This window comes from Streptococcus sp. HMSC074F05 (genome assembly GCF_001808725.1).
In the GTDB taxonomy this organism is placed as follows: Bacteria; Bacillota; Bacilli; order Lactobacillales; family Streptococcaceae; genus Streptococcus; species Streptococcus parasanguinis_I.
This window is the reverse complement of sequence record NZ_KV794407.1, coordinates 1-24,392: the sequence shown is the minus strand read 5'-3', so window position 1 is coordinate 24,392 and position 24,392 is coordinate 1. Positions and strand designations below refer to the sequence as shown.

General features: G+C 45.5%; 15 protein-coding genes and 1 tRNA gene. 6 read left to right on the top strand and 10 right to left on the bottom strand.

Annotated elements, in window-relative coordinates; translation table 11 throughout:
* Positions 1-254 precede the first annotated feature (254 nt).
* Entirely contained in the window at positions 255-3,965 is a 3,711-nt protein-coding gene (locus HMPREF2685_RS01990; RefSeq protein ID WP_070464955.1) for an alpha-L-fucosidase, read from the bottom strand.
* A gap of 105 nt (positions 3,966-4,070) precedes the next feature.
* Entirely contained in the window at positions 4,071-10,907 is a 6,837-nt protein-coding gene (locus tag HMPREF2685_RS01985; protein ID WP_070464951.1) for an Ig-like domain-containing protein, read from the bottom strand.
* Positions 10,908-11,147: 240 nt separating this feature from the next.
* Here HMPREF2685_RS01985 and HMPREF2685_RS01980 point away from each other — a divergent pair, with 240 nt between their 5' ends.
* Positions 11,148-11,765, top strand: coding sequence for a hypothetical protein (locus HMPREF2685_RS01980; protein WP_049474192.1), 618 nt, complete (start codon positions 11,148-11,150; stop codon positions 11,763-11,765).
* A 78-nt stretch (positions 11,766-11,843) separates the two neighbouring features.
* On the opposite strand, the gene HMPREF2685_RS01975 is transcribed toward HMPREF2685_RS01980, so the two are convergent.
* Positions 11,844-12,365: a Dps family protein gene (locus HMPREF2685_RS01975; RefSeq protein WP_049522575.1), complete on the bottom strand. Its 522-nt coding sequence runs from the start codon at positions 12,363-12,365 to the stop codon at positions 11,844-11,846.
* 169 nt (positions 12,366-12,534) lie between these two features.
* Here HMPREF2685_RS01975 and HMPREF2685_RS01970 point away from each other — a divergent pair, with 169 nt between their 5' ends.
* Positions 12,535-13,005, top strand: a complete 471-nt coding sequence (locus tag HMPREF2685_RS01970; RefSeq protein ID WP_049522574.1) for a COG2426 family protein — start codon at positions 12,535-12,537, stop codon at positions 13,003-13,005.
* A 126-nt stretch (positions 13,006-13,131) separates the two neighbouring features.
* Here HMPREF2685_RS01970 and tsf read toward each other — a convergent pair whose 3' ends face one another.
* Positions 13,132-14,172, bottom strand: coding sequence for a translation elongation factor Ts (gene tsf / locus HMPREF2685_RS01965; RefSeq protein ID WP_003001949.1), 1,041 nt, complete (start codon positions 14,170-14,172; stop codon positions 13,132-13,134).
* An 82-nt stretch (positions 14,173-14,254) separates the two neighbouring features.
* Positions 14,255-15,037, bottom strand: coding sequence for a 30S ribosomal protein S2 (gene rpsB, locus HMPREF2685_RS01960; RefSeq protein ID WP_003002189.1), 783 nt, complete (start codon positions 15,035-15,037; stop codon positions 14,255-14,257).
* Between the two features lie 253 nt (positions 15,038-15,290).
* On the opposite strand from rpsB, the gene HMPREF2685_RS01955 reads away from it, so the two are divergent.
* Both HMPREF2685_RS01955 and HMPREF2685_RS01950 read left to right on the top strand, forming a co-directional pair.
* A tRNA-Cys gene (locus HMPREF2685_RS01955) sits at positions 15,291-15,361 on the top strand.
* Between the two features lie 144 nt (positions 15,362-15,505).
* The gene (locus HMPREF2685_RS01950; protein WP_070464948.1) at positions 15,506-16,264 is read left to right on the top strand and encodes a hypothetical protein; all 759 of its coding nucleotides are present in this window, start codon (positions 15,506-15,508) and stop codon (positions 16,262-16,264) included.
* Positions 16,265-16,314: 50 nt separating this feature from the next.
* Here the strand turns inward: HMPREF2685_RS01950 and nusG are convergent, their stop codons facing one another.
* From nusG to rpmG, 3 genes are all read right to left on the bottom strand, one after another.
* Positions 16,315-16,851, bottom strand: coding sequence for a transcription termination/antitermination protein NusG (gene nusG / locus HMPREF2685_RS01945; protein ID WP_003002077.1), 537 nt, complete (start codon positions 16,849-16,851; stop codon positions 16,315-16,317).
* Positions 16,852-17,038: 187 nt separating this feature from the next.
* Positions 17,039-17,215: a preprotein translocase subunit SecE gene (secE, locus tag HMPREF2685_RS01940; RefSeq protein ID WP_003002261.1), complete on the bottom strand. Its 177-nt coding sequence runs from the start codon at positions 17,213-17,215 to the stop codon at positions 17,039-17,041.
* A 9-nt stretch (positions 17,216-17,224) separates the two neighbouring features.
* The gene (rpmG, locus tag HMPREF2685_RS10100; protein ID WP_003009043.1) at positions 17,225-17,377 is read right to left on the bottom strand and encodes a 50S ribosomal protein L33; all 153 of its coding nucleotides are present in this window, start codon (positions 17,375-17,377) and stop codon (positions 17,225-17,227) included.
* 144 nt (positions 17,378-17,521) lie between these two features.
* On the opposite strand from rpmG, the gene HMPREF2685_RS01935 reads away from it, so the two are divergent.
* The gene (locus HMPREF2685_RS01935) at positions 17,522-18,436 is read left to right on the top strand and encodes a KPN_02809 family neutral zinc metallopeptidase (RefSeq protein WP_070464945.1); all 915 of its coding nucleotides are present in this window, start codon (positions 17,522-17,524) and stop codon (positions 18,434-18,436) included.
* A 189-nt stretch (positions 18,437-18,625) separates the two neighbouring features.
* Here the strand turns inward: HMPREF2685_RS01935 and pbp2a are convergent, their stop codons facing one another.
* Positions 18,626-20,860, bottom strand: coding sequence for a penicillin-binding protein PBP2A (gene pbp2a / locus HMPREF2685_RS01930; protein WP_070464942.1), 2,235 nt, complete (start codon positions 20,858-20,860; stop codon positions 18,626-18,628).
* Between the two features lie 103 nt (positions 20,861-20,963).
* On the opposite strand from pbp2a, the gene HMPREF2685_RS01925 reads away from it, so the two are divergent.
* Positions 20,964-21,827, top strand: a complete 864-nt coding sequence (locus tag HMPREF2685_RS01925) for an RluA family pseudouridine synthase (protein ID WP_070464939.1) — start codon at positions 20,964-20,966, stop codon at positions 21,825-21,827.
* Positions 21,828-22,274: 447 nt separating this feature from the next.
* Here HMPREF2685_RS01925 and HMPREF2685_RS01920 read toward each other — a convergent pair.
* The coding region (locus tag HMPREF2685_RS01920) for a GBS Bsp-like repeat-containing protein (RefSeq protein ID WP_070464938.1) at positions 22,275-24,392 on the bottom strand (2,118 nt) is incomplete at its 5' end.

Genomic DNA, 24,392 nt, shown 5'->3' with positions numbered 1-24,392 from the left:
GGCTGTAAATAAAGCAAAGACTCTATGGAAATAGGAATCTCTTAAGGAAAGGAAAAAATAAAAGAGAGTGGGACAAAAGTCCTAGCCTCTCAATTATTTTTGGATTGTCGAGCAAGACGCAGTGGTTGAGTGGGCTCTACTACGCTGATTTCATCAGCTTTTACAGCCCTACTCAACTGTGCGGAGGTGGGACGACGAAATCGAATTCTAACGAATTACCGATTTCTGTCCCACTCTCTTATGACAAGAATGAACTACTCTTTGCGACGAGCGAATTTGGCGCCTCCACCAAAGAAACCTAGACCAAGAAGGCCTAACCAAGCAAAGAAACCACTTTCTTTTGTACCGGTTTGAGGAAGTTTTCCTTCCGATTGTAGAGAAGGACTTTCAACATCTTCTTTTTCCGGATGGTCTGAAGTCAAAACAGAAACTGCTTCTGGGGTTTTCTGTTGGAAGAGAACTGGTCTTTCTTTTTCTTTTTTGTCTTCTGCTTGAGAAAGAGTCATAACTTCTGGCTGCACCTTACTTGGAGTTACAGGAGTGGTTGGAGTCGGCATATCAGCTCTCAACGGACTTTCTTCCGCTTCCTTCGTTCCGACTTCTGTGATCTGGTCCTGGGCCTCCACTTCGACAAAGGCATCGACTTCTGTCCGAATTTCTTTGCCTTCTTCTTGTCGGACCTCAATCAATTTCAATCGGCGTCCGACCTTCCCAGATTGAAGGATCCGGCTCTCGCCCTTGGCCAAGTCCTTGTTCTCACGTGTTTGACTCTCAAATGGAATCTCCTCCGCTTCGATGAGAAGTTCTGGTTTTTCAAGAATCAAATCCCGAACACCTTGATCTGGTCGTGTCTGCGTCAGCGGTTCATAATTGCGAGCATCTTCTAAGATAGTTTCAAGGGCTTTCACTTGATTAGCTGCAGCAACCAAATCTGGTCGCTCTTGATCCAACAACTGAGTCAAGTCCGTCAATTGTCCTTGAACCGTCGGTTTGAGGTCTGCTTTCAAACGATCGAGAGAAGCAGCCTTGATCTTTTCTACTCCTTCTCTGATGATCTGTTGTAGCTCTTCTTGACTGAGCAACTGGCTATCTTTCCCTGATAGGATAAATCGGTCTACCTGGATGGCTCTGGATGACTGAGGGTCATTGAGGGCTGGATCTAGGTGCAAGCGTAATTGGTGATAATCTTTTGCTAGACCTTGCAGATTGACCAAACTCTGGTCGAGCTTGCGTTGATCTCCATAGCCACTGAAATAATGATCGCCTTCGATTTCATAATCATAGCCACGACCTTCTTCGAAGGCTATTTCTTTTCCATCCAGGGTGACGCTGTAAAGACCATGACTTGGGTCGACTACTCCTCGAACCTCCACACCCGTGCCCTTAAAGGTAATGGTCACTTCAATGTGTTTCTTGCCTTCCTCATCGGTCACTTGGTTAAAGCTGGACCAAGATTCTGTGCCATTTGAGAAGTCTTTGTTGTCTTTCTCATGATGCCAGCCTTGGCTATAGTGCAGTTTTGGATCTTGGTCATCCACTTCTTTGCGATTTTCTGGCAACTGGTCTTCATTCATCACTTGAACTGTCAGTTCTGGAATAAAGCCGACCAAGCTTCCTTGATCCGGATGCAACAATTTGACCTTAAAGTCATAGACATCGGTCGCTTTTCCTGCAAAATCAATGGTTGGAACTTGGACTGTTTTTTCTGTCTCGCCATCTGCGAACTCAAGGGTGACGTTGGTATCTTTATAGACCTTGCCATGAACCCCTGTTCCTGGTTCTGTGATCAATTTCAGACCGGCACTTCCTTTAGAGCCACCTTTTCTCTTGACGACGACTTGCGCTGGGTCGCCTTTCTTAACAGCTAGGATTGGCTGGGCAAACTCAAAGATCCCCTTTTCTTGGTTATTGAGGGCATAAATCCCTTCCGTTGCGATCGCATCTCCCTTGCTATTGACCAAGGTCAAGGTGTGGGATCCTGCTGCCAAGTCCGGTGTTTCATAGACCTTTTGGCTGCGTTTGCGGCTCGGGCTTTGGGTATTGACCGTCGCTAGCTTTTGGCCATCGACATAGACATCCATTTCCCCATGACCAGGATCCACGGTTGCGACGACATAGGCCTTAGTGCCTTCAAACTGATAGGTCACCGAAGCTCCTTTTTCCTTGGTCCACATAGAGGTGCCTCGAACACCTTCTCCCTCTTCATTCCACTGACCATTGGCCCGGTCAGCAGTCCGGTCAGAATGATAAGTCAAACCAAGCGGATAGCCATCGGTTTCTTCAATGCTAGCTGGCGTCTTATAGACAGAGACTCCGTTCAAGATTGGAGTAGCTTGGGCATCAGTGATGGCCACCCGGATATAGCGACTATCAACTGGTTGCCCTTTGATCAAACGTCGATAACCTACGGTTGAGCCAGCCCCAAAAGGAACCCATTGACCATTCACAGCCACATCAATAGTGAAACCGGAAATCCGTTGGCCTTTCTCGATGGTTTCTTTGAGCTCTACCACATCAAAATGCTGTTCTTTTCCAAGATCGAGAACAAAAGATCCGGTCTTGGCATCATCTGCAGGTGCCCAACTGGTCTTTTCATTGCCATCTGTCAAATGGCTGGCCTTGTAGAGCGGATTGCGTCGTGTCGAGTCAGCTTCTACCAAAGCTCCTGCCGCATAGTTCACACTGTAGAGTTGGTCCAAGGTCTGACGGAATTCTTTCAAACGGGCCACATCGGCATCCGCAAATTTCCCATCTTGGTTGGGTGGAATATTGAGCAAGAGTGGAGTCCCACGGCCGACCGATTTGAAGTAAATGTCCATCAATTCGCGCAAGGACTTAGGCTCTTGATTGTCATGGTAGAACCAGCCGGAGCGAATAGAAACATCGGCTTCTCCCACTGAGTATTGCTTCCCTTCCGGATCCCCGTGATTGAGGTAGCTGTTGGATGGATTGTTGCGGATCTTATCTGGATTGACCTTATGCCAAACTGGATCTCCAGCGATTCCCTTCTCATTTCCGATCCAACGAACATTGGTGGGCTCAGCCGAGAAGATGGCAATGTCCCCTTGGGCCTTACGAATGGCATCAAACCACTTGTCGAAGGTATAGGTGACTTTTTGAGCCCCATCGCCCCGCGCTCCATCCATCCAGACTTCTACGAACTTGCCCTTGTTACCATATTTTGGATCTTCAAGGATTTCTTTGAGCTGGTTGAGATAGTATTCGTTGTATTGGTCCTCTGTATCCACATGGTAGAGCGGGCTGTGAGCATCCCAAGGCGAGAGGTAGACCCCCATATCCATGTCATACTTGCTAGCAGAAGCTGAAACCTCAGCTAGGACATCGCCTTTTCCTTCCTTCCAACCACTTTTGGCAATAGTATGGTCGGTGTATTTAGAAGGGTACAAGAGGAAGCCATCATGGTGCTTGACGACCATGATGGTCCGTTTGAAACCAGCATCTTTCAGGGTTTTGATCCACTGGTCGGTATCCAGATGCTCTGGATAGAAATCATAAGGATCTTCTTGCCCATCTCCCCACTCACGATCATAGTAGGTATTCATCCCAAAATGGATGAAAGCCGCCAATTCTTCGCGGTGGTATTGCATTTGGGCCTTGCTTGGAAGCGGTCCATAATCCGCAATCTCAGGTTCCTCATCTAGAGAAGTAGCTGGTTGGGTGGCTTCTGTCCCTTGGCTGACTGCTCGGCTTTCTTTCTCACTCGTTGCTGCTGAGGCATGCTCTGATTCTTCTTGGTGCTCGTTCACAGTTTTCTCCTCCTCTCCTTGATCTCCTGCATTGCTTGTTTCAACCCGTTCTTCACGTGGTTCACTATTCTCAGCTTGTTCCTCTGCGTAGCTGGTAGTGACTCCTAAAAAACAAGTCGCTACAACTACCGAGCAGACGCCTACTGAGAGCTTGCGAATGCCAAATCGATTTCTCTGATCAACTAATCTTTTTCCCATATTCCATTCCTTTATGTCATCAGGTAAAGAGGGTGGAGACTTTCCCCATCCTCTTTCTGTTACCTGTGAACTTTTCACCGTATAGTTGCTGGCTTATCCAGCTTTTTACTTGGCCTTATCGGCTCTTTTTTTCTGATCATCCAGCACAGCACCGGCAAGACCTGCTGCTAAGAGACCTACCACAAGGCTTGCGACGCTTTCTTCCGTTCCCGTATTTGGTAATGTACCTTCGGAAACTGGAGCAGACGAAACTGCTGGCGCCTGAGCTATTTTCTCAACTGCCTTCCCTTCTGAAACGATTCCTTTCTGACTGACAGGTTTCACTCCAACAGATGACTTAGAAGTTTCTGCTGGCTCTGGTCTTTCTGAGACATAAGGACGTTCGGGGCTTGGAAGCGGTTGTGGCTCTGGTTGTGGCTGCAGCTCTGGCTCTGGTTGCGGCTCTGGTTGTGGTTGCGGGTCTGGTTGTGGAGTGTCTGGAAGCACTTCTTTCGTGCCCACCTCTGTGATTTCCGCCACTGGATCTAGCTCTACAAAGGCATCTAGTTCCTTCCGGCTTTCCACACCATTTTCTTGAGAAACTTCCACCAAGCGCAATTTGCGGCCTTTTTGACCTTCTTGAACCACACGTTTCTCACCTTTTGGAAGATCCGCATTTGGACGTTCTAAGCGTTCAAAGTCCATCTCTTCTGGCTCAATCACCAACTCTGGTTTGGTATGGACCAGATTCTTAACCCCTTCTTCAGGAATGGCTGAGCCTGTAGGTGCTTTTGCGGATAGAGAAAGTTGATATACTTTTTCGAGCTTGCCATCTTCTGAGACAACCTTGACAAGAACCGGAGCATTGGCACTTTTAGCATCGATGACCGTAACGGCTGTTCCATTCTTGCCTTGTGCTGAAACGATTGGACGTTCTCCCTCATACTCTAGATGATACTCTGTCACATCTGGTTTAAAACCTTCTAGGTCTTTGCCATTGACTTGGATCGTAACGTCAGTTGTTGCCTGGGCCTCTTCTGTTGGGGCATAGGCGCTCAATTCAATGATTCCGATTCCTTTAAGATTTTCATCACGTACCATTCTTAAACGGATGGCTTTCGTTCTGGTTTCGTTGAAGCTGAGGTTAGAGATATAACCAGGCTCAAAGGCATAATCCAAGCTATACGGGATTTCTTCCCAGTTTGAGGCTTGGTTAAATGGATGATCTGGAAGATTCTTCAGATTGCCGTAATCATCTGGGACATCAAAGTCTGGACCAATATAGCGTTCAAGAACCGTTTTCGTTGGCAGACCTGTTTCCTGATCTGCAAAGAAGTCGACCGCTACTTTATTGACTAAGCGCTCTGTTACTTGACCATTTTTCTTGAAGATGAGACCAGCAAACACTTCTGTTTGATCCGGCTCTCTCTTCCAGTTGGTCCAACGGTAGTACTCGTTGTAGCCACCATCATTGATGTAATCGATATAGTCGATTTGATTTGGATCGAGATCGTTGGTTTCACTAGCAAATGCTCTGGTATCCTCTGCATTGTAGTCACGGTTCACAGAGAGGATTTCTCCTGTCTTTTCTGACACCCGAACGGTCAGCTGAGCTGTCAGATCATAGCCGAGGACTTTTCCTTCTAACGTGAAGCTACCTTCATGAGAAAGTGCATCAGCTGGGATAGCCTGCCAGTCCACCGTCAGTTCCTTGCGTTCATAACCTGTATCCCCTTTAAAGTAGACACCTACTGTAGATGGTAGAACTAGATCTTGACCGACTTTCACAAAACGTCTGCCTGCTTCTACTGCTACTGGAACAGCTTGTTTCAGTTTTTCTGCATCGCTTGTGAGATGGAGATGGTATTCTTGTAAGATGGTCCCATCTTCCGCTTTATGGATGACACGGATTGGCTCACCTTCATGGACGCTTGGCACAACCGTTGCAAGACCATGATGGCTAGCTGTCGCTTCCACTTGTGGATAAGCCCGATCACGCGCATCGATGTAGTAATCGGTCACACTTGGGTTGACACCTGGCAATACATCGCCATTGACGCGAATGGTCAACTGGCTCTTTTCTTCTGCTGCCACCTTATTGGCAAATACCTGAATCTCTGAAATAGAGCTTCCACGTTTGCCTTCTGGCGTCTTCATACGGATCCGAACAGCATAGGTGTCGACTTTATCAAAACTGAAATGATTCATCTTGCCAGCTGCTACCGGTTCTTCAACGGTTAGGTTGCTGACTTCTTTCCAGTTAGCTGGATTGTTAAATGGATGGTCTGTTTCGTCTTTGACGCGATTTGGATTGTTTGGAACTGTTGGGATTTGTTCCCCTGTATAGTACTCAATCACATACTCACTTGGAGCCCCAACGCCGTGGTCTTCGTGGAAACCAACATGGAGGTTGTCCACTGCTCGCTTGGTCAAGATACCAGAATCCCCAAACAAGATACCAACAGAATCTTCCGCATTGTTACGGCCCCAGTTGGTCCAACGGTTAGCTGGAGCATCGGTAAAGGAAATCACCTTGTCATTGACCTTAGCAACTGGATCCGCATCGTTAGAGTCACTTGCAAAAGCGAGTGGCAAGACAGATCCTGTCCATTGCTCTGCAACGTTAGCACCCTTGACTGTGTTTGCGGAAACACGAATATGAAGACGGGTTGGAAGATCCGTTCCTTCTACTCGACCGGCTAAGACAACTTCTCCTTCTTTAGCCAAGAGTTGCGGATCAACCGCATCCCAGGACACCTTAGCAGTATAGGTCTTACCATTAGAGTGATAGGTCCGCACGCTTTCTGGAAGAGCTGGTTTTTCTCCGACTGGAGTGGTAGTGCTGACTTCTTCTACAGCGATAATGCCTTCAACCGTCACTTGAGCTTGGGCTTCTTTTTCCACACCCTCTACATGACCTGTGACTGTAAAGCTATGGTAATCCTTGACTTGATCTGCGGTCACAGCATCCCAGGTCACGCGTTTTTCTTTCGGGAATCCCTTGTCATACTCGACCAAGACGGTCTCTGGAAGAGCTGGCAACATGTTTCGATCCGTACTAATCCGTACAGGACGCACCTTGACAACCGTCTTTTCTTCTGGATTTGGCGTGATGGTAAAGGTGACTTCTCCCGTTTGTCCTTGGTAGTTGGCTTCTAAATGAACCAATCCTGCTTCTCGCAATTCCAAACCTTTATTGGTTGCGACGGCTTTTCCTTGGCTACCAGCTCTTGTTTTCACATCGATTTGATCTGCTTTGAGACTTGCCTGGCTACCATCTTGGTAATGGGCAATGACTTCAAGTGGTACCGTTTGGTCTTCCTTGAGTTCCTGTCCTTCTGGCAGACGCAATTCCAAACGCTCGATCTGTGGACTTTCTTCTTGGAATTGGACCACATAGGTCTGTACAGCTCCCGTATCCTGAGCAGTTACAAAGATTTGAGCTTTCAAACCATTTTCACGGTTAGCTTGGAGGACCGTCACTTGGGCATTTTCTGCACTTGCTGTGACTTGACCTGGCTCTTGCCCATAAGCGAGGGAACGGAAAATGGTATGGTTGCCACTACCAAATTTTGGAAGAGCTACTCCATCTAGCTGAACCGTTGGTTTCTTAGCCTTGGCTACATCTCCTCCTGCAACCACTAGTGTCGCTTGGACGGTTTCCCCATTGCCTAGGAGTCCTGTCGCTTTCAAGCGTGCTCCTGGTGTGGACAACTGATCTTCTTGACCAGCTTCCAAGGTCCATTGATCGACTTCATAGTTAACTGTCCGGCCATCTGTGAAGACCAATTGCACAGCTTTATCCACCGTTGCTAGATCTGCTCCCTGTGGGATTTGTTTGATGACTGGAAGGACTTGTTCCACGCCGATCACATCGACCAGAGCTTCGACCGTGCGTCCTTGAACATGTCCTGTCACACGGACTTGGCCAGCACGACTATAGTCTGCCGCGTCCCATTCAACGGCTTCTTCTTGGACCTTGCCATCACTATAGACCACATTGACCTTACTTGGTAAGGTTGGCTTTTCTCCTAGATAAGCACTTTGTCGAACAGGTTCCACACCTAAGACAGTACGTTCCGCTTGGTCCTTCTTACCTGTAAAGAGGCTGACTTGGTCTGATTGCAAGCGGTCTGAGTCTGCATACAGAGTAAAGGCACCCGCCTGCTCAGTTGATTTGACAATGACCACCCCTTTGCCGTTGAAGGCTTTGCGTTGCCATGAGCCATCTTCCTGCGCTTTGTAGCGTTCACGGCTGGCTTGTTCCCCATTATCGACACCGACAATTTGGCCTTGTCCATGCAAATGGAAATGCACCAAATTATTGGCAGTTGGCACCACACGACCTGCTTCATCGACGATTTCGTAGGTAATATAGGTCAAATCCTTACCGTCCGCTGCGATCGCGTGTTCTTCTTTCAACAAACGAACACCCGCAGCCTTGCCGGCTGTTTCGACTTGATCTTTCGCAATCACTTCACCCGCTTCGTTGCGCGCAATAGCTTCCACTTTACCTGGTACATAAGGGACCAACCACTCTAGATAGAGTTCATCCGGGTTTGCCCCTTCTTGGTAGGTCCGGCCATCAGCTGTGGTCTTCTTGGTAAAAGTCTTCACTCCTTGTGATTCCCCATTGACAATCAATTCCACACTGTGGGCATTGGAGAAGGCACGAACAGGAATCCGACCTTCTTCATCCATGACACGATTGGCTAATTCTGGATTGTCCCAGTTCCAATGTGGCAAGAGATGGACCATCGGATGTTTCTCAGCCGATACCCATTGACTTTGGTAGAGGTAAAAATCATTCTTTGGAAGGCCGGCAGTATCGACAATACCGAAATAAGAACTTTTCACAGGTGTGTCATTTTGGTTGTGCCATGGGGTTGGCTCACCGATATAGTCGGTACCAGTCCAGATAAATTGTCCTGCATAGCCGGCATGATCACGGTCAAAGGTCCAAGAGGCTGTCGCTGTCCGCCCCCAACCAACCCGGTCATTGCCGTAGTCTGATTGTTCATAGTGGCGGTCTTCTTGGTTGCTGCCGACCCATTCTCTTTCAGGGTGGTAGTAAGAGCCCCGTGTCCGCGTCGCAGAAGAGGTTTCAGAACCATAAATGAGCCAGTTTGGATGTTTCGCCCGTAAGCTTTCATAGTTGGCTTCTGAATAGTTGAAGCCAACCGCATCGAGCTCTGCCGCTACTTTTTCATGGCCTCCTGAGCCATCGCCAAAGCGGAATTTATCAGCTCCCATGGTGACATAGCGGGTTGCATCCACGTCCTTGATGGTCTTGACCAAGCGACGAACAGTTGCGACAGATTTGTCTGAACCATCTGCTTCACCGACTTCGTTACCGATTGACCACATGACAATGGCTGGATTGTTCTTGCCCCGCTCTACCATGGTTCGTAGATCGTAATCGGACCAAGTATCCCCCTTACGAGCTTCTGGGTGAGTGGCATCTTTTTCAAAGAAACGACCGTAATCGTATTGTTTCTTACCACCATACCAGGTATCAAAAGCTTCTTCTTGAACCATCAAGCCCAACTCAGCAGCAATTTTTAAGGTTTGTTCACTGGCTGGGTTGTGGGTCGTCCGAATCGCATTGACCCCCATGTCTTTCATCTGTTTGAGACGACGGTATTCAGCCTTGTAATTTTCCTCAGCTCCAAGAGCCCCGTGGTCATGGTGAAGGGATACCCCGTGGAATTTCGTCGCCACCCCATTGAGGAAGAAGCCACCTTCTGGCGTCCAGTTGAGATAGCGATAACCAAAGCGTTCCTTTTGAACATCTACTAACTGCGAATCCCTATAAACCCGCGTATACAAGGTATAGAGAGCTGGATGATCCGTTTTCACATCCCAGAGGGTTGGTTTTTCAACATGCAAGGTTTGAGATAGGTTGATCTCTTGACCTGCTAGAACAGCTTGTGCTTCACTGCGCGTTTTTTCGCTCACCACTTGGCCATTTTGATCGACAATTTCATATTCCGCATAAATACTATGGGCTTGATCATCTTGGTTGACAATGCGGCTCTTCACCACTGTATCCACTGCACCATTTTGCTGTTTTTCCAACTGAGGGGTCGTAATCGTAGTCCCATACTGCGCTAAATGAACCTTGTCCGTTACACTCAGCTTCACATCCCGGTAAATCCCACTACCAGAATACCAACGGCTACTTGGTTGTTGATTGACCACATGAACGGCGATGGTATTCTCGCTTCCATCCGCATTCAAATAAGGAGTAATATCATAAGAAAAGGCATTGTAGCCATTTGGATAATGACCAACGAATTGTCCGTTTACATAGACTTTGGAATCCATATAAACCCCGCCAAATTCCAAGCAGACCTTCTTATCTAGATCCTTGTCGTCCAAACGGAAGGTCTTACGATACCAAGCATCCCCACCGTTTAATTGCCCCCCTTCATTTTGAGCAGGAGAGTTGTGATCAAAATCAAAGAAAATAGACCAGTCATGAGGAAGATCTAATTTTTTCCAATCCTTGACATCCACTTGACGCCCTTCTGCACCAGGAGCCGCATTTAATTTAAAATACCAATCTTTATTAAAATCACGTTCTCGATCTTGCACAATATCCTCCGCTACACGATTTTGATCTGGAGCAGCAGTTTCTTCCGTTCCTGTAGCACGCTCAGATGAAGTAGAAACAGGCTGGCCCTCTCCTTGAGGGGCTGGCTTTTCCTCAGCTCTGGTAGGGGTGATGACAGCTGGAGCTTCTGAAACTCTTGCACCAGCTCCAGGAACTTCCGCTTCTGAGTTTTCCGTCACAACACTTGGTGTCTCCATCGAAGTCGGTTCACTTTCGAGGGCTGGCTTTTCTTCCGCATGGACCCTTGAAAGTCCCAAGGCAGAAATCCCAATCACAACAGAACAAGCTCCAACTGAGAGCTTACGAATACTAAAAACAGGACGCTTTTCAAAAAAAGACTTTCCCATAAAAACCTCCTCTTAGGATTAACAATTAAATTTGTAAGCGCTTTCTTATACCTGCGAATGCTTACAGAAAATCACATATTAACTATACCAAAAAAAGAGGAGCGATAGGCCTCGATTTCGCTCCAACTATAGTTAGATTAAGAATTCCTTTAATTAGTACAAACAAGCTTTATTTGTTACCTACCCGTAATAAAAATATGATAAAATGGTTCAACTAATGTAAAAAAATGAGGTTTACCTATGAGTGAAAAAATAGAATATAAAAAAGAAAAAATTTCTTATTCCTATTCTATCGTTCCTATAATCGTGATGATTTTAATTTTTCTATTTCAAGCAATCCAATCAGGTTCTCAAGTAAAATCAACTCCCCAAGGGACCTTCTCTAGTTCAAGGCAAGAACTTCACTACTCTTCAACCCAGAATCAAATCACGTCCGCAAGGAATACCGAAGCCTCTCAGCTTTCAAGTTCAAGAAATAATGATGATTTTCTTTTTCTTTTTCTTGTATTCACCGGATTTTCTATCGCTTCCTTCTTACTTATCGCCTGCTACAATGGGATGACAGCAATTGAGCCTCCCCTCCTCACTATCACTGATGATGCTATCTATACTATTGGAAATGCATATCGAAACCAGTTACAGATGAAATATAGCGACATCCATAAAATAGAATACAAAATAAAGACTAGCTCCGCTAACGATGTTACTTATACAGATCGCTTTCTTTATTTTTATGATAAGAAGGACAAACTACTCGACAAGGTGAATTTTTCAAATGCAGAAGGAGCCGATTTTAATACAATACAAAAGCAAATTAAAGAACGCGCACCTCACATCGAATGGATTTATCCTTCCTAAATAAATTTCTACTAATTTTTCCCACTAGAAAAAACACCAAAAAAATAGAAGCCAATGGCTTCTATTTTTTTTATGATCTTATAATCCTGGTTCTTGACCAAGTTCAGCTGCCACCATCCAAATGTTCTTTTCAAGTTCTGCTTTAGCCCCAACAAAGATATCGTTGGTTACATCGTCGCCTTCAGCGTCGGTAACATCCAAAGCTTTTTGGTAAAGGCCGTCAAGGTAATGGAAGATTTCAAGAGCACGTGTCAAGCTTTCTTCTACATTTTTCGTAAATGTTCCACGGCGTTCTTCAATATTGCTGTGTTCCAAAAATTCAGTCATGCTAGAATATGGCGCGCCACCAAGAGTGATCAAGCGTTCGCTCACTTCATCCAAGGTTGCATCCAAGCTGTCCATGTATTCGTCCATCTTTGGATGCCAAACCATAAAGCCACGTCCACGCATATACCAGTGTACTTGGTGAAGGGCAATGTGAGCGACGTAGAGATCTGCTACGACTTGGTTCAAGAGGGCTTTTGTTTCTGGAAGAGTTTCTTTATTAGAAGGTGCAAAAGTTGCTACATCAGTAGCTGCTTCATGTTTCATAGTTGTCATATCGTTTCTCCTTTTTTATAATGATTCTAATTAACTATGTCTCTATTATATGCTTCCTCCACCAGAAAGTCAAGATAAAAGATTTAAAAAGTTCATTCCAAAGCTGGAATAGTTGTCAATTGAAGGAAGATACGATAGAATGAAGAAGACTAATCGAAAGGCTTGACTAATGAAATATATCTTTACCTTCCTGATCTCCATGGTGCCCCTTGTTGAATTGCGTGGAGCCATCCCTTTTGCCATTGCAAATGGTATTCCCTTATGGACAGCGCTCCTGATCGGAGTGATCGGAAATCTTCTCCCCGTCCCTCTGATCTTCTTCTTCGCCCGCCATATTCTTACTTGGGGGGCAAAAAAACCAATTATCGGAGGCTTTTTTAGCTGGTGTCTCAATAAAGGCCATCGAGGCGGACAGAAATTAGAAAAAGCTGCAGGAGACAAGGGAATTTTCTGGGCCCTACTCCTATTCGTCGGCATTCCTTTACCAGGAACTGGTGCCTGGACCGGAGCTCTTGCAGCTTCTATCCTTGACTGGGACATCAAACGCAGTAGCCTCGCAGTCATGCTCGGAGTGATACTAGCCGGCCTCATCATGGGAACCCTGTCTCTGCTTCTAGGAATCGATACCTTCGCACATTAAGCAAAAGAATGAGCCCATGATATCAGTTCACATAATATTTTCTCTGAATCTTTCCTTAGGTGAGTTATTTAGATGAATTTATCTTACAAAAAAGAGGTTTCCTTCGAAACCTCTTATTTTTTATTCTTAGTTGTTAAGAGCTGCTGCCATTGTAGCTGCAACTTCTGCTTCAAAGTCATTTGAAGCTTTTTCAATACCTTCACCAACTTCAAAACGAACGAATTCGATAACTGAAGCATTTACTGATTCAAGGTAAGCTTCAACTGTCTTGCTGTCATCCATGATGTAGACTTGTGCAAGAAGAGTGTAGGCTTGGTCAACTTTTGTGTTGTCCAAGAAGAAGCGATCCATTTTACCTGGGATGATTTTATCCCAGATTTTTTCTGGTTTACCTTCAGCTGCCAATTCAGCTTTGATATCTTCTTCAGCTTGAGCAACCACTTCGTCAGTCAATTGTGCTTTTGAACCGAATTTCAAGTGTGGAAGAGCTGGTTTACCAACCATTGCACGGCTTTCGTTATCTTGGTCGATGACGTGGTTCAATTGTGCCAATTCATCTTTCACGAATTGTTCATCCAATTCTTTGTATGAAAGAACAGTTGGTTTCATTGCAGCGATGTGCATTGAGATTTGTTTAGCAAGTGCTTCGTCTCCACCTTCGATCACAGAGATAACACCGATACGTCCACCGTTGTGTTGGTAAGCACCGAAGTGTTGTGCATCTGTTTTTTCAAGCAAAGCAAAACGACGGAATGAAATTTTTTCACCGATTGTAGCTGTTGCAGATACGTATGCAGCTTCAAGAGTTTCACCTGAAGGCATTGTCAAAGCAAGAGCTTCTTCGTTGTTAGCTGGTTTACCTTCAGCGATCACTTTCGCTGTTGCGTTTACCAATTCAACGAATTGAGCGTTTTTCGCAACGAAGTCAGTTTCAGCATTCACTTCAACAACTGCTGCAACATTACCGTTGACATAAACACCAGTCAAACCTTCAGCGGCAACACGGTCAGCTTTCTTAGCTGCTTTAGCCATACCTTTTTCGCGAAGCAATTCGATCGCTTTTTCGATATCACCTTCAACTTCAACCAATGCCTTTTTAGCGTCCATGACACCGGCACCAGATTTTTCACGCAATTCTTTTACAAGCTTAGCTGTAATTTCTGCCATTTTTGTTCTCCTATATTTTTTAATAAAATAAGAGGGTCGGGCTGAGCCCTGCCCTCTTAGGTTCGTTACTTATTGAATGAAATTAAGCGTTGTCGCCTTCTACAACTTCAACGATTTCTTCGATTGAATCAGCTTGACCTTCAGTAGCTGCCAATTCAGCTTCTACTGTAGCAACACTGTCTTCACCTTGACGTCCTTCGATAACAGCGTCAGCCATTTTCGCAGTGATCAATTTAACAGCGCGGATAGCGTCATCGTTCGCTGGGATGATAACATCGATATCATCTGGGTCAGTGTTTGTGTCGACCATCGCTACAACTGGGATACCCAATTTCTTAGCTTCTTTAACAGCGATTTGTTCTTTATGTGGATCCACAACGTACATTACGTCTGGGATACGAGGCATGTCTTCGATACCGCCCAAGAATTTTTCAAGACGAGCGCGTTGTTTGTTCAACAATGCAACTTCTTTCTTAGGAAGAACTTCAAAAGTTCCATCTTCTTCCATGCGTTTGATTTCTTTCAAACGAGCGATACGTTTTTGGATTGTTCCCCAGTTAGTAAGAGTTCCACCCAACCAACGGTGGTTGATGAAGTATTGACCTGCACGAACAGCTTCTTCTGCAACAGCATCAGCAGCTTGTTTCTTAGTACCTACGAACAAGATCACTGCATCATTTGCAGCTGCATCACGCATGAAGTCGTATGCTTGGTCTGCATATTTTACAGTTTGTTGCAAGTCGATAACGTGGATTCCGTTACGTTCTGTGAAGATGTACTTAGCCATCTTAGGGTTCCAGCGACGAGTTTGGTGACCGAAGTGTACACCAGCCTCAAGAAGTTGTTTCATTGAAATTACTGCCATGAGTAGTTTCTCCTTTTTTGTTTTTTTCTCCTCTCTCAGACGTCAACTTGCAGCACGACCACAAGGGCAACGGTGCCACAATGGATCCGAGATGAGTATTTGCTGTCTTAGACAACTCTATAAGTATAGCAGAAATCACTAGAATTCGCAAGCTATTTGAGAGATTTTTTCAGCATTCCCCATCTGCAATGATTTGAAGCAAAAAGTTTTTCTTGACCTATCTTTATTTTTAGGTTACAATATTATATGTTATGGCGGTATAGCCAAGTGGTAAGGCACGGCTCTGCAAAAGCTTGATCGTCGGTTCAAATCCGTCTACCGCCTTGATAATAAAATTTTTTATCATCTTTTATCTTTTAAAAATTCCCCTAGCAATAGGGGGTTTTTTTGTTGCCATTTGCTCCATTCCTTGATTATTGATATAATAAAACCTCGCCTGATCGGCGAAGCACATTAGAAAGGGTATTTATGAAAAACATTCGTTTCTTTACGATCGGCCTTCTTTCACTAGTGACACTAGCAGCTTGCTCACCTGCCAATTCTGCGCAACCAGCAAAAACAGCTTCTAGCTCTAGAAAACCGATCAAACAATCTTCTACCAAAGCATCATCTAGTAGATCGTCTAGCACTTCTTCAGACAGCAGTAGCTCAGATGATTTTTCAGGTCGCTTCAGCTTGGATCCAGATGATGGCGCATCTCTCCAATATGTGCCAGGAGCTGCATCCATTCCTGAGATCGAAAAGCTCAAGAACCTCCACCCTACCACCGGTTTTGTATTAAGAACCGAAGATGGACAAGAGGTTGGTGGGCCAAAAGAAAGAAGCAGTTACGATGACGTAGTTGCGGCCTTTGGTCAACCCGTAAGTAGCACAGACAGTGCGAATCCTGGCGATGGGGTCAATGTTTGGGCAACAGACAATGGCGATATCATGGCTTTCTTCCGCAATAATGTGTTAACAGATATCACCTTCCGACTAAGAGGGGGCGATGCCAACCACCAGTCTACTAGCAGCATTTCCAAATCCGATACACCAAAAACGGCCCTCGAACGTCTCGGAAAACCCTATACCATTATGCGTTCAGAAAATGGGACCAGCTATGTCTATAAAGATAGCAACGGAGATGAATCTAGCTTTTCTACACAAGGAAATAAGATCTTCAATGTTACGTCTGCTGCAGAAACCAAGCAGTTAAAAAAGATCACTGGCCTGGATAAAAATCAATAACGATCCATACAAAGAACCCTCCAAGTTTTTCTTGGAGGGTTCTATTTTTCTTACAATTCAGCAATTTGGTTCAAATTCACTTCTGCAACCGTATCGTTACCGAACATAGAAATGACCATTTTCACCTTGTTGTTATCAATTTCAGTGATCTTACCAGTATAGTCTGTGAAGGCACCGTCGATGATACGAACCGTATCGCCCACCTTGACATCCAAATCAAACTCTTGAACGGTTTGACCCATAGAGAGCAAGATGCTGCGGATTTCTTCTTCCAATAATGGAGTTGGTTTTGAACGGTTCCCGTGTGATCCGACGAAACCAGTAACGTTCGGTGTATTCCGAACGACAAACCAAGCTTCATCTGTCATGACCATTTCAACCAAGACATAACCTGGGAAGCGGTTTTCTTCGATTTCTTTGGTTTTACCGTTTTTCTCAACTTGTACGGTTTGAGTTGGAATCTCTACGCGCAAGATGTTTTCTAACATATTGTAAGTTTGCGCACGTTGCAAAAGATTCTCTTTTACCTTGTTTTCATATCCTGAGTAGGTTTGTAGTACAAACCAGCCTTTATCAAAACTGTCCATTTGGGCATCCTTTCTTTCTGTTTAGCCTGCTCGAGCTTTTGTGAACATACTAAAAAAAGCCTCTTGGCTTTCCTTTCCCTAGCTTCATTATACCACATTTTGCAGGAATTCAAAGAGGTTTGCTGATTTATTTTTAAGAAAAAACCGCAAAAAGTGGGACCCTGGGGATCCCACCTGGCTTCTTTTCTTAAAAGAAATTGATCATGTGCAATAGGCCACGTGCAATGACTTTGTCAAACAAATAAATCAATGCAACAAAGAAAGCGGTGTACTCAATCACTGAGATAAAGTTTTTCCATCTTTCCTTGCGATTTGGCCAAGTTGTATCTTTTAGTAAGACGAAAATATCTTTAATGAATTTCACAACTCTCTCCTATCGTGTTTCTTTATGGATGGTATACTTGCTGCAATGCTTGCAGAATTTATTGACTTCTAGACGTGTTGGTTTTGGCGTCCCACTCAACTTAATGGAGTAATTGCGTGACCCACAAACCGTACACGCTAGACTTGCTTTTTTTAATGCCATAACGCCTCCGTTCATCCCATTATAGCAAGTTTTCCACGTTTTGACAAGAACAGAAAATCTCCTGTCAAGAAAAAAGCAAATCTAAAGCGTTATCACTCTGGTTTTCGCCTCATTTTTGGTAAAATAAAACAAAAGGAGACGAATATGAAAAGCGATCATCTAAAAGAAAGTAGAAATATCGAAGACCGAAGGGGGCAAAGCTACTCCCAGTCTTCAGGCAACAGTAACCTTGGCGGGGGCATTTTACAAATTTTGCTATCGTCTGGAAGCTTCAAGAGTAAGATAGTCCTCATCCTTCTTCTGGTTCTTCTAGGAGGTGGTGGCGCTAGTCTTGGGGGCCTCTTTGGAAATGGGACTTCTTCTCAACCTTACCAATCCACCCAAGTTACGCGCACCAACAAGACCCATGTCGACGATGCAGATGCCGAGTTCGTCAGCAAGGTCCTTGGAACAACAGAAGATCATTGGCACAAGGTCTTTCAAGCTGAAGGACGTACTTACCATGAGCCCAAACTAGTCTTCTATACCGGACGGACACAGACAGGCTGTGGGGTTGGGCAAGCATCGGCTGGTCCTTTCTACTGTCCAACCGACAAGAAGATTTATTTGGATATGAGCTTCTACAAGGAATTAACAACCAAATACAAGGCTAGCGGTGACTTCGCCATGGCCTACGTGATCGCCCACGAAGTCGGCCACCACGTGCAAAATGAGCTGGGAATCCTTGGCAAATACCATCGGATGCAACAAGGTCTTTCTGAAAAGGAACGAAATGCCATCAGTGTCCGCATTGAGCTACAAGCCGATTACCTAGCCGGTGTCTGGGCCCGCTCCATTCAAGACCGAAACCTTCTAGATATCGGCGATATCGAAGAAGCCATGAATGCAGCCCATGCAGTCGGGGATGACACTCTTCAAGAGCAAGCCTACGGCTACTCGGTACCAGATAGCTTTACCCATGGAACTTCGGAACAGCGCATGCGCTGGTTCAAACGGGGCTACCAGTACGGGGATCTCCAACACGGCGATACCTTTAGCTTGTCAGATAGTGAACTTTAAACAAATAGAGGCTAGGACAAAAGTCCTAGCCTCTCAATTATTTTTGGATTGTCGAGCAAGACGCAGTGGTTGAGTGGGCTCTACTACGCTGATTTCATCAGCTTTTACAGCCCTACTCAACTGTGCGGAGGTGGGACGACGAAATCGAATTCTAACGAATTACCGATTTCTGTCCCACTCTCTTTTTGATTAGAAACCAAGCCAGCCTTTGAAGGTATCCCAAGCGTTTTTCGCTTTTCCTGGAATATCGGCCTCGTCGATTGCTTTTTTCGCATCATCGACCATATTCGACGCCTTTTCTTTGACATCCTCAAAGAAACCTTTGTCTTCTTTGCTATCTGTTTCTGTCGTTTCTTCTCCGACTGGCGCAATGCCGTTTTCAGCATAAGAGTTCTTCACCGAGTCAAACTGGGTACCGTCTGTATAAGGCAGGACACTGTTGGCAACATTGCGGAAGATCTCGGACGCCGTTCCAGCACTACTGTCCGTCAGGTAGTGATTTTCATCGGTCGTTGGGAAACCAAGCCACTGACTGATGACCACATCTGGCGTGTAGCCGATCACCCATTGGTCTCCAGAGAGGTCCTTGTTAAAGCTGGTCTCTGTCGTACCGGTTTTCCCTGCCATGGTATAGCCATAAGGCGCAGCGTTCACCCCTGTACCATTACTGAAGGTACCAAGCATCATATTGGTCATCTTATCTGTCGTTGAACCACTAAGCACTCGGGTTGATTTCTGGCTGTGGCTCTTGACCACTTGACCACTGGCATTTTCGATCTTGGTAATAAGATGGGCATCATTCATGACCCCGCCGTTTGCAAAGGTGCCATAAGCCTGAGCCATCTGCATCGGATTGGTTGTCACACCAGCTCCCAAGGCAACGGCAAGCGACTTGTCCACCTTGTCCATGTTGAGCCCAAATTTTTTCCCGTACTCAAAGACCGTATCAAGACCCAAATCATTAGCGGTCGCTACGGCTGGAAGGTTAAGGGACTCTGCCAGGGCCTGGTACATCGGTACCGTTGGGCTAGACTGGATTCCCGCGTAGTTATTGACCTCATAGCTTCCATATTGTGTGGTACTATTGTCCAATTCCTTATTGGTCGACCAACCTGCCGCAACAGCTGGGCTATAGACCACTAAAGGTTTGATGGTCGATCCCGGACTACGAGCAGCTTGGGTAGCATAGTTGTAGGTCCGAAATCCTGGATTTTCATCGCTACCGACACGACCTACGAGAGCCCGAACCCCACCAGTCTTAGGATCAAGGGCCACACTACCGGACTCTGCGCGCGTGCCGTCTTCCGCTACTGGGAAGAGGGCTGTATTGTCATAGATTACCTGCATGCTTGCTTGGTAATTTTGATCCAGCTCGGTGTAGATCCGGTAGCCATTTTTGACAATATCTTCTTCGGTGAGACCGTATTCATTGACCGCTTCATTGATGACCGCATCAAAATAGGATGGGTAGCGGTAATCCTCCGACTTGCCTTCATAGGCATCGACCAATTGGCCATGGATATCCACAGTAGCCGACTGATCAGCCGTTTTCTGATCAATATAGCCGGCCGCCACCATATTTTGGAGGACCGTATTGCGGCGATTGGTCGCATTCTCTACTGAATAGAGCGGGTTATAGATCTCAGGTCCCTTGAGCATACCGGCGAGTACCGCAGACTGATCCAGGCTTAATTGACTGGCTGAAACCCCAAAATACTTCTTGGAAGCATCCTCAATTCCCCAAACCCCATTTCCAAAATAGGCATTGTTGAGGTACATGGTGAGGATTTCTTTTTTACTGTATTTCTTATTGATTTCAAGCGCCAGGAAGAATTCCTTGGCCTTACGCTCCACCGTCTGGTCCTGAGACAGGTAAGCATTCTTGGCTAGCTGCTGGGTGATGGTCGACCCACCACCTGAGCGCCCCAGGGTCAAAATCGCTAAGAAGAAGCGACCATAGTTGATCCCGCTATTCTTGTAAAAGCTCCGGTCTTCTGTTGCAACCACGGCATTTTGCAGATTCTCACTAATGGCATCGAGTTCGACGTAGGTTCCTTTTTGCCCGGTCAAACTTCCCGCCTGGTCCCCATTCTTATCATAGATAATGGTGGTCGCCTTCAGTGCATTCTGCAAATCTTTGACGTTGGTCGTCTTAGCAAGGTAGAAAAGATAGCCCCCTGTCAAGAGGCTAAAGCCTAGCCCAATGATCAGGAGAATCTTGGTCAAATGGAATCTGCGCCAGAAACGACGGAAGGGGTGTTGAGAGAGCGGTTTGCTTCTGTGCTTGCCTGAGCGACTATAGGTCGGCTCTACTGTCTCTTCCGGTAGTTCCGTGTCTGGCACTTCTTCTGCCACCGCTTTGGGCGGATGATCCTTTCTAAAAAAAGTGATCAGGTTTTCAAATAATTCTTTTATTCTATTCATACCTGTTATTGTAACACCTTATCCTTGTCCTAGCAAGAAAAGATAGCTCATCCCCTTCTCCCATTTAGTTTTCTTTAAGCTTAGATTTTGCTACAATAAGGTCATGAACTATCAATTTACCATTCCACAATCCTTTCCCCAGATGACTGTGAAAGAGTTGCTTGAGGACTACTTCCTCATTCCCCGTAAGATCCGGCATTTTTTACGAACCAAGAAGCACGTCTTGGTCAATGGCGAGACCATCAACTGGCAGAGCCCCGTTCAAAAAGGAGACCAGATCCAGCTGATCTTTGACGCGGACGATTACCCTGAAAAAGAGCTCCCAGTCGGAGACCCGAGTCTGGTCGAAGAACTCTATCAGGATGAGCATGTCATCATCGTCAATAAGCCTGAAGGCATGAAAACCCATGCCAACGAACCGATGGAAATTGCTCTTCTCAACCATGTTTCCAGCTATGTTGGATCCACCTGTTACGTCGTGCACCGGTTAGATAAGGAAACCAGCGGAGCGATTTTATTTGCCAAGAATCCTTTTATCCTGCCCATTCTCAACCGTATTTTGGAAGATAAAAACATCCAACGCGAGTACTGGGCCTTGATCCAAGGCAGCTTAGCACAAAAGACCATCGTCTACAAGGATAAAATCGGACGCGATCGCCACGATCGGCGCAAGCGCCTGGTCGATCCACGCAAAGGGCAGTATGCAGAAACTCAGGTGACGCAACTGAAAAAAATCGGACGAAACAGCCTGGTCAAATGCCAGCTCAAGACGGGGCGCACCCATCAGATCCGGGTTCATCTCTCCCATCATGGCCACCCGATTGTCGGGGATCCTCTCTATAACCCTGCACGCGGAGAGCGACTCATGCTCCATGCTCACCGCTTGACCTTCACCAATCCATTAACCCTTGAAACCATCCAAGTCGAGGCCCCTTCTAAGAGTTTCGAAGAAAGGTTGAAAAAATAAGAAAAGAACCGAAATAGTATTCTTAGAGACTTTCCTTAAGTGAGTACGGACGTCAGCGAACTTCAAAGAAGTTCCATGACTTAGTTTTGAGCCCAAGGTCTCAAAACTCCCGAGTGCTTGAAATTCTAATATTTCAAGCACTTTTCTCACTGCGTAAAGTCTCCAGTCATTATCGAATAATTCAAAAGATAAAAATCATTTAAAACAATTGACAGAATCTCTCATTTTATTTTAAAAACTTATCTGCATTCAAAAAAGAAGCCACAAAAAGAGGCTGGACAAAAACTGTTCAGCCTTTTTATATTTGATAGAAATAACTGTATGACGCAGTGGTTGATTGGCATCTTTGTTCGCCTTTTAAGCTCCAAAGATGACCTAATCAACTGTGCGGGGGTGGGAAGACGAACTCTTTTTAACTAGTCAGAGTTCTTTCCCACTCCCTTTTTATTATTGATAGCGTGGGGTGGCAAATCCACGGATATTGCCATGTCCGATTCGATAGGTATTGCGACGGACTTGGTTGTTGGAGTTTCCTTCAATGGTATGAATGATCCCATTTGAGACGCTCTCAACAATTCCGATGTGATCCGCAAAGCCATTGTTTTGTTGGCTATTTTGATCCCAGTTAAAGGTGATGATGTCCCCTGCTTTTGGTGTAGTGGTACCATCTTCATTCCAGATGCCCAAGCGTTTGAAAATCTGGATGTGACGTTCGACTCCACATTCACGGCCAATCAAACCGCTCAAACCTTCCCGCTGGAAGACTGTTGTGACAAAGATATCACACCAGTCATCGGTCGTCTTCACTGCATAACCAACCGGAAGTGGTTTAACACTGTTATAATCATTGACCAATTGATGGTGAGCTGCAGTGCCGCCACGAACGCCCACTAGACTAGCTGCTGCCCGTAAGACACGGTCCCGTTGTCCATTCGTTACACGAGGACTAAAAGCAGTTTGATCTACAGTCGCACGGGGATGAAGGGCTGTTTGACCAAGGTTAAAGCCTTCAACGCCACCATCGACATAATCCACATAGACGTGAGTGGTATAGTTGCCTGATTGGTACTGGTGATTTGCTGCAGAAACCTGCACTTCTGTATGCATACCAGAAGGTGCCGTTGAATACCAGTAGAGATTTTCTTGGTGCGCTTGAGACCAGGCTGCAACACGGATGTTCTTAATCCGACGTCCCTGAGGCGCTTGATCCACCGTTACCGTAAAGGTTCCAGCACCAGAATTAACATTCTTGATCCCTGTTTGTGTCTTTGTCTTAGCATTTCGGAATTCGACTTCTGTCGTCGTGGTACCAACACCCACACGAGAGCCATCATTTTGGATGTAGTAGAGGTGGATATGGTACTTACCAGTAGAGTTCTTGTGATCGCTGGCTTTAACAGATACCTTGTAGTCTCCGTTCGCTTGACGAGTTGCTTCATACCAGCGGATATCGTCTTGGCCGTCCTTATCCGACCAAGTTGGGACTTGCACAGTTCGCACACCTTTAGGATTGTAGACATCCTTAATGATGACGTCAAAGGTACCTGTATCCTTGTTGTTGTTTTGGATTAAGATTGTACCAGAACGGCGGGCTTGACGTACCTCTGTCGTGGTTTCTGTGATGTAATTTCGTTGATTAGTTTGATCTACATAATAAACATGGACATTGTACTTACCATCCTCATTTTTATGATCTGAGGCTTTGATGGTCGCACGATAACTACCGTCGCTTTGACGCACTGCTTTATGCCAGACTAGATCATCAGGCCCGTTTGAATCTGACCATGTTGGGATCAGAACTTCTTTCAAGCCATTTGGAGCAAAAACATTACGAATAACGGCATCAAATGTGCCTGTTACAGTATTGTTGTTCTCAATTGTTATAGTGCCACTTGGTTTAACTTCACGTACTTCTGTCGTTGTCTTTGTGATGTAGGCTTTTTGATTATTTTGATCTACGTAGTAAATATGAACATTAAATTCACCTGTATCATTCTTATGATCAGATGCTTTAATGGTTGCACGGTAGCTGCCATCACTTTGACGAATTGCTTTATGCCAGACTAGATCATCCTGACCATTTTTGTTAGACCAAGTAGGGACTAAAACTTCTTTCAAACCAGTTGGAGCGACTACATTACGAATAACGGCATCAAAAGTACCTTTCTCAGTATTGTTATTCTCAATCGTTACTGTGCCACTTGGTTTGACCTGATGAACTTCTGTAATTGCCTCTGTCACATAACGTCGATGATTATCGGCATCAATGAAATGTACATGAACGTTGTATTTCCCACTATCGTTCTTATGATCGCTCGCTTTAATAGTTACACGATAAGAGCCATCAGCTTGGAGAGTTGCCTTGTGCCAGATAAGGTCATCTTGACCACCAACCAAACTCCATGATGGAACTAAAACCTCTTTTAGACCAGTCGGTGCAACAATTTTGCTAACAACCGCATCAAAGGTGCCTGCTACTGGGTTATTGTTTTCAATCGTCAGAACACCACTTGGTCGAACGTAATCAACCGAAACTACTTTTTCAGAAATATAATGACGATTGTT